The organism is Sphaerospermopsis reniformis (assembly GCF_005402885.1).
Taxonomy (GTDB): Bacteria; Cyanobacteriota; Cyanobacteriia; order Cyanobacteriales; family Nostocaceae; genus Sphaerospermopsis; species Sphaerospermopsis kisseleviana.
On sequence record NZ_BJCE01000033.1, the window covers coordinates 22,467 to 33,353 of the forward strand.

General features: G+C 38.1%; 11 protein-coding genes. All 11 read left to right on the forward strand.

Features of this window, described 5'->3' with window-relative positions; genetic code table 11:
- Entirely contained in the window at window positions 1–519 is a 519-nt protein-coding gene (locus tag FFR48_RS07125; protein WP_137666868.1) for an acyltransferase, read from the forward strand.
- Between the two features lie 174 nt (window positions 520–693).
- Window positions 694–1,581 (forward strand): motility associated factor glycosyltransferase family protein, encoded by an 888-nt coding sequence (locus tag FFR48_RS07130; RefSeq protein WP_137666869.1) that lies wholly within the window; start codon window positions 694–696, stop codon window positions 1,579–1,581.
- Between the two features lie 74 nt (window positions 1,582–1,655).
- On the forward strand, window positions 1,656–2,246 hold the full coding sequence (locus tag FFR48_RS07135) for an acyltransferase (protein WP_137666870.1): 591 nt from the start codon (window positions 1,656–1,658) through the stop codon (window positions 2,244–2,246).
- Window positions 2,247–2,249: 3 nt separating this feature from the next.
- Window positions 2,250–3,281 carry a galactosyltransferase-related protein gene (locus FFR48_RS07140; RefSeq protein ID WP_137666871.1) on the forward strand — a complete coding sequence of 344 codons (1,032 nt, stop codon included), beginning with the start codon at window positions 2,250–2,252 and terminating at the stop codon, window positions 3,279–3,281.
- Window positions 3,268–4,242, forward strand: coding sequence for a glycosyltransferase family 10 domain-containing protein (locus FFR48_RS07145; RefSeq protein WP_137666872.1), 975 nt, complete (start codon window positions 3,268–3,270; stop codon window positions 4,240–4,242). Before FFR48_RS07140 ends, FFR48_RS07145 begins: the two co-directional genes overlap by 14 nt.
- Window positions 4,243–4,397: 155 nt before the next feature.
- Complete coding sequence (locus FFR48_RS07150; RefSeq protein ID WP_137666873.1) at window positions 4,398–5,444, forward strand: glycosyltransferase family 2 protein; 1,047 nt, start codon at window positions 4,398–4,400, stop codon at window positions 5,442–5,444.
- A gap of 315 nt (window positions 5,445–5,759) precedes the next feature.
- A complete protein-coding gene (locus tag FFR48_RS07155) occupies window positions 5,760–6,203 on the forward strand; it encodes a cupin domain-containing protein (protein WP_137666874.1) in 444 nt (147 codons plus the stop codon).
- Window positions 6,204–7,319 (forward strand): DegT/DnrJ/EryC1/StrS family aminotransferase, encoded by a 1,116-nt coding sequence (locus FFR48_RS07160; protein ID WP_137666875.1) that lies wholly within the window; start codon window positions 6,204–6,206, stop codon window positions 7,317–7,319. It begins immediately after the preceding gene.
- Window positions 7,320–7,347: 28 nt separating this feature from the next.
- Window positions 7,348–8,115, forward strand: coding sequence for a class I SAM-dependent DNA methyltransferase (locus FFR48_RS07165; protein ID WP_137666876.1), 768 nt, complete (start codon window positions 7,348–7,350; stop codon window positions 8,113–8,115).
- Window positions 8,116–8,202: 87 nt separating this feature from the next.
- Window positions 8,203–9,336, forward strand: coding sequence for a glycosyltransferase family 4 protein (locus FFR48_RS07170; protein WP_236104019.1), 1,134 nt, complete (start codon window positions 8,203–8,205; stop codon window positions 9,334–9,336).
- Between the two features lie 301 nt (window positions 9,337–9,637).
- Window positions 9,638–10,585 carry an O-fucosyltransferase family protein gene (locus FFR48_RS07175; protein ID WP_137666878.1) on the forward strand — a complete coding sequence of 316 codons (948 nt, stop codon included), beginning with the start codon at window positions 9,638–9,640 and terminating at the stop codon, window positions 10,583–10,585.
- Window positions 10,586–10,887: the final 302 nt, after the last annotated feature.

Consider the following 10,887-nt stretch of genomic DNA (forward strand, 5'->3'; position numbering starts at 1 on the left):
ATGCTAAAAACTTGGTTTCAAGGAATCTGGCAACTGCGGGATCCGCTGTTGATCAGAGATTTAGGAGAACGTCGTTTTCACTTGGCTAAGGTTGACCGAATACGTCAAGCTTTTCCCACAGCGAAAATTAGTAATGATGTGATTTTCATCAATCACGAACCTCAACGACTACAACTTACAGGACAAGTCACCATCAGTCAAGGAAATATACTGGCATTTGGGGATACCCTAAATGGCTACGGCAATATTATCATTGGCGATCGCACTTGGATTGGGCAGTACAATAATTTACGAGCTGGGGGTGGTGACATCCAGATTGGGGAAGACTGTCTGATCAGCCAATTCTGTACATTAGTTGCCAGTAATCATCAAAAACACAGGACTTTACCGATTAAAGTCCAACCATCAGATCAAAACCGCACTGGTGTAATACTAGGGAATGATGTGTGGTTAGGATCTGGTGTAACCGTGTTGCCAGGGGTTACTATTGGCAATGGTGCTGTAGTCGGTGCACCCTAAAACAGATTTTTGGTGTGACACTTGCGTAAGTCCTAATTCAGATCCAGAGTGTTGGCAAAATATCCGTCAGAATGCTTGGGATCTAGCAAGGCTAAGATATTCAGAGGAAGCCTCGACCAAACAATGGAACGGTCTATTCATTGACCAATAGTTTTTTATTTCAGAGTTGGAAAAATGCAAAACCTCAAATCGCTGTTGGCTGATTGGATTTTAGCTCCAAAAACATTGTATGCCATAAAATACATTGCAAGCCGGATTGAAAGTATTCTAATAGATTATAGAAATGTTAGAAATTATCCTATAGAATATGCAAGGATTCTTGATAGAAATATCAAGCTAAGGAACATTTATCAAGGTAAAAGATGTTTTGTAATTGGTAATGGTCCTTCAATTAATCGACAGGACTTATCTTTACTTAAAAATGAGATCAACATAGTTTGTAATGCTTTTTTTAACCACGAAATTCTTAAAGAATGGCAACCAACAATTTATTGCTCAGGAGATCCTTGGAACCCATCATCATTTCCAACATCTCTCTTATTGGATATTTTCGACAAAATAAACCCCCTATTTTATGTTTTTGATTATTCTTTACTGGAATTCTTAGCTAATGATGGAATCCAGATTCCATCTGTAATAAGAGACAAGATACTAGGATTTGCTACTTACTCTTCTCTTTACCGAGACCATATTTCGGAACAGATTCAAATTGACTTCACCAGGCCTATACCAGGAATTAGACACACTCCTATGCTGAGTATTCTGATAGCTATGTATATGGGTTGTAATCCCATTATTCTGATTGGTTGTGATCACGACTATGTTTATAAATTCTTTAGACAAGAGTATGAGGTAACTCACTTTTATCCAGAGTCAACTCCAGAGATGATTTCAAGTGATCAGAAGTATATCAGTGTTGCTCAGGATATCCTTAAGACCTATGGATCTTATGCTAAACTTAATCAAATTGCCTTAAAGCGAGGTGTAAGCATATTGGATGCAACCGATAACGGGTGTTTAGATACTTTCAATAAAGTTGATTATACATCCCTGTTTAAGTAGGTTATTAGATCTGTTGGGAAATATCAGGATTATGATAAAACCTCTCAAACATGGAGAAACTTATTAAGTAACTAATGCTAAAAACTTGGTTTCAAGGAATCTGGCAACTGCGGGATCCGCTGTTGATCAGAGATTTAGGAGAACGTCGTTTTCACTTGGCTAAGGTTGACCGAATACGTCAAGCTTTTCCCACAGCGAAAATTAGTAATGATGTGATTTTCATCAATCACGAACCTCAACGACTACAACTTACAGGACAAGTCACCATCAGTCAAGGAAATATACTGGCATTTGGGGATACCCTAAATGGCTACGGCAATATTATCATTGGCGATCGCACTTGGATTGGGCAGTACAATAATTTACGAGCTGGGGGTGGTGACATCCAGATTGGGGAAGACTGTCTGATCAGCCAATTCTGTACATTAGTTGCCAGTAATCATCAAAAACACAGGACTTTACCGATTAAAGTGCAACCATCAGATCAAAACCGTACTGGTGTAATACTAGGGAATGATGTGTGGTTAGGATCTGGTGTAACCGTGTTGCCAGGGGTTACTATTGGCAATAGTGCTGTAGTCGGTGCCAATGCAGTTGTTAATCATGATATTCCTGACTACGAAATCTGGGGTGGAGTCCCTGCCAAAAAACTAGGAGACAGATAACCGATGGCAACATTAAAAGAGCAGTTAGGATGTTGGCTGAACGAGCGCTGGCAAACGGAGTTAGTATTAAGATCCCCTAAATTAGCCCAATTGCTGGGTTTAAGCTGGTTGGATCTGTGTAATCGTTCTGAAGTTTTGCAACCTGATCTAATTACCGGGGGGCGAATTTGTCAGTGGCAATTTTCTTCCCAGCTAACAGTTTCACGGGTTTTTCCCGGGGTGGGGTTAGGTATTCTACAGCACGTTTTACAACTATATCCTGTAAAACTCAACTTTGAATCTAAAAGTAATTTATCAAACAAGCCAGATTGTTCAATTTTATTTGTTGTTGGCGGTATAGAGCGTTTTCCGCAATTTGAATTGGCTTTAGCCTCAGCCCGTGCCCAAGTTGATGTTGATTACGAAATCATTGTTGTTGAACAATCTCCCGAACCTCTGTTGAGAAATAAGTTGCCCACTGATGTTCGTTATTTTCATCAAGTCAACCCGCAACCTGAGAAGGGGTTTAATAAGAGTTCCGCACTGAATAAAGCGGCTAGAGAAGCTAAATCTGAAAAACTAATTATTTTAGATGCTGACTTTGTTGTTCCAATTAATTTTGTCATTGAATGTAATCAAGTTTTAGGTAAAATTTCTAGTGCCAGGTTAGCAAGATTAATTTTTTATGTTGATAGTCAGTCAACTGAACATATAGTTAATGTAGTTAATGCCCAGGAATTGGTATCTGGCATAAATGTAGAAAAAATTGTTGAAAATACTCCTACCCCTCTAGCATTACACAAATCTACTTACTGGGACATTGGTGGACATGATCAAGACTTTTGGGGATGGGGGGGAGAAGACACTGAATTTTTAGATCGTTTACGCACTTGTAAAATATCTGAAGGAGGGTGGTTGCCTTTCATTCACCTTTGGCACCCCTCCGCTCCCAAAAAAGCCAACGGCGATCGCAATAATCAAATTCTTATTCAAAAAATGACCCGTTCATCTCAGGTTCGGATTAATACACTCAAGCAAAAAAATGAAATGCTATAACATCGATGTATATGGCGAGCAGGTAAGTCAAGACTCGATTACCGTCAGGTTCCAAGACCAAACTTTTAACTTCATTTTTGAACCGAGTTTAAAAATTGGTCAGGAGTTTGTTCTGGGACTTTTTGCAAGCAAGGCAGTCTTATCCAATGAAGTATTTCGCTATCCAAGAGATCGGCGCATTGCTATGTTAACAGAAAGTCCAATTGATTATTCTTACCAGCATATTGCCCAAATTGTCCGCAGGTTTCCCATTGTCTTCACACACCAACAACACTTACTGGATTTGGGAAAGCCTTTTAAACCTCTAATATTTGGAACCAATTGGCTAGGCATTACAAATGAGATAGACTCAGAACAGATTTTAGCCGAGCATCCACCAAAATCAAAATTAATATCATTTATGGGGAGTTTAGCTCATCCCGATGATGGGGCTTATAAATTTCGTCAAGAAATCGCCGATCTGTGTTTAACTGCAAATAATGTTGAGTGCTTTGGTAAATCAATTAATCCTGTACCAGGGAAACGAGAGGCGATCGCCCCTTATTATTTTTCCATTGCCATGGAAAATGTGGCTAGTAATTATTACTTTTCTGAAAAACTTGTTGATTGCCTGCTTTTAGAGACTGTTCCCATTTATTATGGTTGTCCTGAGATTTCTGAATTGTTTAATCCAAAAGGGATACTGACTTTCAACACCAAAGAGGAACTAATATCAATTTTAGATATCTTATCTCCCAATCTTTACGATGAAATGTATCCATTTCTGATTGAAAACAAACTTAAGGCTATTCGAGAGAATTGGCATAATCATCAGGGTTTACTCTCACGGTTATCTTCTCAAATTCCATTAAATCTTCTAAATTCAAGTCAGCGCTATCTAAATCGAGAATCGTATTTACGGGACAAAATTACCCTAAAAAGCCGCAAATTGTGGGAAAATATCCAAACTCATTTAATTTAAATGAATATGCCAATTATTATACTTTTCCTTACTTGGTTTGGTTACGATATCAAACTGTTTAAATCGGAAGTTGGTCATTATGATGCAATTTCCGATCTGGGCTACTAAATATCCAACAACTATTTGAAAAAACAAAGCAGGTCGAGACTACACATATGTTCGCATCAATTATTATTCCAACCTACAACCGAGACAGGTATCTCAAGCAATGTGTTCTTTCACTAACTCAACAAAGTTTTTACACAGACGAATATGAGATTTTGATCATTGACAATGGTTCTACAGATAACACAAAGTCTGTAAGTGAACAATTAATTCAAAGTTGTTCCAAACACCAAATTCGCTATGTCTATGAACCGGAACCAGGCCTTCTTTCTGGAAGACATCGAGGCGCTTTAGAAAGTAAGGGAGAAATTTGTATTTTCGTGGATGATGATATTGAAGCGTCTGTTGACTGGTTAGCGGCAATTAATGAGGGTTTTCAAGATAGAAATGTTCAATTAATTGGGGGGAGAAACTTACCTAAATATGAATCTGAACCGCCTGAATGGTTAAAGTGGTTTTGGATGGAACATCCTTTGGGTAAATTCTGTTGCGAGTTGAGTTTACTTGACTTTGGAGAGGAAGTGCGAAAAATTGATGCTAATTATGTATGGGGCTTGAATTTTTCCATTCGTCGTCAAGCACTCTTTGACCTTGGTGGGTTTCATCCTGATTGTATTCCCAAATACTTACAGCATTTTCAAGGAGATGGGGAAACAGGGTTAACAAGGAAAGCTAACGAACAAAAACTCAATTCTATTTACCATCCCCATGCCTTAGTTTTTCACAGAGTGCCTGCCTCAAGAATGACATATGAATACTTTGAACAACGCTACTTTTATCAAGGTGTGTCCAGTTCATACACGCACGTTAGGAAAGTAGGCTATAGTTACTTAGACGAGTTTCATGGTTATTTAGAACAGTATCCGGTACTAAGGCATCTTAAAGATATCATAAAGACTACTCTCGGCCAACTCAAAGACCAAAAATCTACGCTACAGAATAGTACAGATTCGGGAGAGCAAATTTTAAAATCTAGGTTCAATCATTTTTACCATGAAGGAGTTAAATTTCACCGGGGTGCTATTCGGCAAAATCCCAAGTTGTTAGATTGGATTGTTAAACCAGATTATTGGGATTATAAATTGCCAAAATATTGACTTATAGCTGTAGCCATCAACATTAGGACATAAACTATAAGAGGTTGTCATAATAATCCCTACACAAAATATGCTCAAACTTACAGATGGGAACTCGTGAAAAATATGGATTGGCAAGAAGTCTAGCCTCTAAAAAATACAAAAATACAAAACTAGGACTTACGCAAGATGTGACTGAAAACCTTATTCTTGCGTAGGGGTAATTCATGAATTACCCCTACTTTCGTTCCTTTTTGCGTAAGTCCTACGTAAAATTTACCGAACAAATTCTTCCCAGCAGCACCATTAATACCTTATTCATGTGCCACAATCTTTATGCTCGAATCTATCACTCACCATAACCAACTGCTATCCATAATCATTTCCCACCGATTCAACCAACCGGGAATTCACTTTTTCACCCGTGATGAATTATCCCAACAACTAGCTTATATGCACCACCCCATGGGTAAAATTATTCAACCCCATGTGCATAACCCCGTTCCCCGTGAAGTCATTTACACCCAAGAGGTACTGTTTATCAAACGCGGTAAACTGCGTGTGGACTTTTACAATGACCAACAAGAGTATTTAGAAAGTCGTGTATTAGAAACAGGAGATGTCATTCTCTTAATCACTGGAGGTCACGGCTTTGAAGTATTAGAAGAAATTGAAATGATAGAGGTTAAACAAGGCCCTTACCTGGGAGAACAAGACAAAACTAGATTTGTTGGCATCACTAAAGAACAAGCGAAAATTATAGAAAGTTTAAATTCGTAAATGAAACCTATTCCAGTAAATCAGCCATTATTAGATGGCAACGAAAAAAAATATCTGATTGAGTGTATTGATACTGGCTGGATATCTTCTGAAGGTCATTTTGTCAAGCAGTTAGAACAAAACTTTATAGACCGTGTGGGAAGGCAACATGGTATTGCAGTCAGCAATGGTTCCGCCGCCCTAGATGCTGCTGTGGCTGCATTAGGAATTACAACGGGTGATGAAGTAATTTTACCTACCTTTACCATTATTTCTTGCGCTGCTGCCATTGTGAGATCTGGAGCTATACCAGTAGTCGTGGATAGTGATCCCCTCACTTGGAATATGGATGTCACCCAGATAGAGGCAAAAATCACTCCCCGCACCAAAGCCATTATGGTGGTTCACATCTATGGATTGCCCGTAGATATGGATCCAATAATTAATTTAGCTCATCAGTATGGATTGTATATAATTGAAGATGCCGCTGAGATGCACGGTCAAACCTATAAAAACCGTCCCTGTGGTAGCTTTGGCCATATCAGTACCTTCAGTTTTTACCCTAACAAGCACATTACCACTGGTGAAGGAGGGATAATTGTTACAGACGATCCCCAGTTAGCGGAACGTTGTCAATCTTTACGCAATCTTTGTTTTCAACCCCATAAGCGATTTGTCCACGAAGAATTAGGGTGGAATATGCGCATGAGTAACTTACAAGCAGCTGTAGGAGTAGCCCAGTTAGAGCGCCTAGATGAGTTTGTTGCTCGCAAGAGAAGTATGGGAAAACTTTATACAGATTTATTAAAAGATATACCTGGCATTCAGTTACCCCTAGAGAAAACTGACTACGCAGAAAATATTTATTGGGTGTATGGAATTGTTTTAGATGAACAGATTCCCCTTGATGGCGAAGCAGTGATGAAGAAACTCAGTGATTATAAAATTGGTACTCGTCCATTTTTCTGGTGTATGCACGAGCAGCCCGTTTGGCAAAAAATGGGACTATTTGATGGTGTATGCTGTCCGGTAGCAGAAAAGTTAGCCCGCCGTGGTTTTTACTTACCCAGTGGATTGGCATTAACGGAAGATCAAGTTGTGACAGTGACAAATACTCTCAGGAGTATTCTGAGTTAATAAGTAATTAAAATAAGTAATTAATTTGATGACTATTTTCGGCAACTATTCTCGCTATTATGACTTGCTTTATCAAGACAAGGATTATCTTGCAGAAGCTAAGTTTATTCACGATTTAATACAAACTCATGTACCTTTAGCACAAACAATCCTCGAATTGGGTTGTGGTACTGGTCATCATGCTCAATTATTGGCTAAGTATGGCTATCAAGTTCATGGAGTTGATCGCAGCTTAGAAATGTTAAAATCGGCAAATGATCGCCTCACCAATGTTGGATCTGAAGTAGCTTCCCGGTTAAAATTCTCTCTAGGAGATGTGAGAACCGTTGACATAAATCAACAATTTGATGTCATTATTTCCTTATTTCATGTTGTTAGTTATCAAACCACTAATCAAGATTTGCAAGCTACTTTTAACACTATCAAAAAACATCTTAAATTGGGAGGAGTTTGTATTTTTGATGTGTGGTATGGTCCAGCAGTATTGACAGAAAAGCCCACTGTTAGGGTTAAACGCCTAGAAGATGATCAGATTTTGGTTACCCGGATAGCGGAACCAATAATGTATCCGAATGAAAATTGGGTAGATGTGAATTACCATGTTTTTATTAGAGATAAAACTACTGACGAAGTGAATGAGTTGCGAGAAACCCACAGAATGCGGTATTTGTTTAAGCCAGAAATAGAATTAATCTTAAATCAACTACAAATGGAGTTAATTAGCCATGGAGAATGGTTAACTAACAAACCGTCAGGCTTCGATAGTTGGGGAGTTTATTTTGTGGTGAGGAATTAAATGAGAATCGGTTTGTTAGTCAACGCCCAAATTTCTCCCCAGTCTGGAGGAGCTTACACTTTTGGATCTCAATTATTACAAGCGTTTTTGCAATTAGCTCCCGAGTCAGGACATAGGATCATTTTATTTACACGTAGTCATCACTACACCAAACATCTGGGATCATCCCTTGAATTGGTTTCTCTTGACTGGTCTTTGAAAGCTAGAATTAAGTCTAAAATACTAGCACTGGTACAAGAAATCTTCCGTAAACTCAGGAGTCCAAGTAGCAAATTTAGCCTTCCAACCGGAATGGAATTATATGAAAAATACATACTAGACCTGTTAATTGCTAATCAAGTACAAGTGAATTTAAGTCTTACACCAGAAACTTTTCCCGTACTTGATGTTCCTTATATCATCCCCATCTGGGATCTACAGCACCGTTTGCAGCCATATTTCCCTGAGGTAAGTAAAATAGGAGTATGGGATCAAAAAGAAAACTACTATTCTAAGCTATTTAAGCGTGCTACATTTATTCTTACTGGCACGGAAGTGGGTAAATCCGAAATCGAGAAATTTTATCAAGTGCCTTCTGAGAGAATCAAGGTTATACCTTTTTTCACTCCCCAACTATCACCAGTTGGCGTAACTAGTGAGGACTTGTTGAATAAATATTCAATCCCCCCTAACTATTTATTTTATCCTGCACAATTCTGGTCACACAAAAATCACATTGGACTTTTATTGGCACTTAAAACTCTACAGCAAAAATACGCACTGGAGTTGCCACTGGTACTTGTTGGTTCTGATCCAGGTAACAAATCCTATGTTGAAACAGTAACAAAGGAATTAAACTTGTCAAGTCAAGTACATTTTTTGGGTTTTGTCCCTCAAGAAGACATGGCATCATTATATCGTAATGCCTTTGCGCTTACCTTTGTGACCTTTTTTGGACCAGACAATTTACCCCCGTTAGAGGCTATGTCCTTGGGCTGTCCCGTAATTGCATCTGATGTGCCAGGTGCACAAGAGCAATTGGGGGATGCTGCTTTTTTGGTTGACCCCAAAAAACCTGAAGATATTGCTAGTGCTATTAAACTGTTATGGGAAGATAACAGTTTACGTCAAAACTTGATAGCAAAGGGCTTGGCAAGATCTCAAAAATGGACAGTTGAAGACTATGCTAAACAAATTTTTGCGGTTATTGATGAATTTGAAGCAATTAGGCGTTGTTGGTAATAGTTATAATCACAATACATATGTATTATCATCATTGACTGATGGCATTTTATTTCTTCTAGGACTTACGCATTGACAGGATCAACCAAATATGAGGTATGGGTTTCAGGCATTTTAACGTGGTTTTTTAATGATTTTTAAGCGATAGCGAAGCGCTGCTGCAAGCAGTTTGCTATTGATCAGAAGTTAATCGTCAAAAGCCTGAAATGGCGGATTTTAGTTCATGCACATCATGGTGAATTTGTACAGTGCGTAAGTCCTATCTTCTTATTTCTTATCTATATGGATGGAATTTGTGTTATTGAACAGGCTAACAAAAAACCTTTTTTCTAATCTAGAAAAATCCGGATTATTTCAACAATATCTCCGGCATATTAATGGTTTAAGAAGCAAAAAAACCAGTCAAAAACTTGAATACATTAAAAAAAGCGCCCTAGATGAAAAAGCAAAAATAAGTATAACTTGTGCGGGAAAAAGAGACGGAGGCGGCGCACAACTTCATGCTTGTATCTCAACGATAGTTTTTGCTAATAGTATGGGTATAAGATATCATCATACGCCACTGATTAAAGTTGAGCATAACTATAACAATGATCCTCTTTGGGAAGCAAAGTGGGAAAATTATCTAGACCTTACTAATCTATACAGTCCTAGATTAAATAATCAAGACTATTTATTTGTAGACAATTATCATTCAATTGTTGATAAAATTTATGAAGCTATTACCAGTAAAAACGATCTAAATATACGTGTTTTATACTGCCATGGCTATAGTGATGGAAACCCTCAAGAATTTGTAGATGTTTTGGACAATATAAGGAATCATTTTTTCTTGAGGAGAAATCCACAACTTGTTTACTCCCCATTTGACTTCAATATTGCAATACATATGAGGCGAGGAGATGTTACTATCAATAGGTGGACTGAGCGTTATACCTCAAGCCAGTGTATCCAGGCATTAATTAATCATCTACGTTTTTACTTTAGAAAAGCCCGTCCTAGATTTTACATATTTTCCTACTCCGATGATGATGACTTAAAGATTCTTGAGGATGAGGACGTAAGACTTTTTGTTGACATGAATGTGTTTTCCGTTATGGATCATTTAGCTTACGCTGACTGCCTAGTGATGGCAAAAAGTTCCATGAGTTATGTTGCTGGTATGTTAAACCGTGGACTTGTCCTTTATCAACCTTTCTGGTCTGTTTGTTTACCACACTGGTTTAGGGCTGATGGTTTCTTTGTTTAGATATAAAAAAGGTCAACATAAAGTCAAAACCGATACCTTTTTGCTAACTAATGCTAACAAATACATAAGTTGAGATTATCTCTCAACCAAGGCGTATCAACCAATGCACGAAGACTTGTGTCGAGCGCAAGCCTAGACATAAATTCCTCGCGCACCATTCAAATCTCGGTTCATATTTTCTTAGCATTTTTAACAGCTTGGCAAGCATCTTTAATGGCAATAGATTTAATTTGATATGGCGCATCTTTACACCATTCAGGCAATCCTTGAATAATCCCAGTTTTTATCCCTTTCCAGTTGGC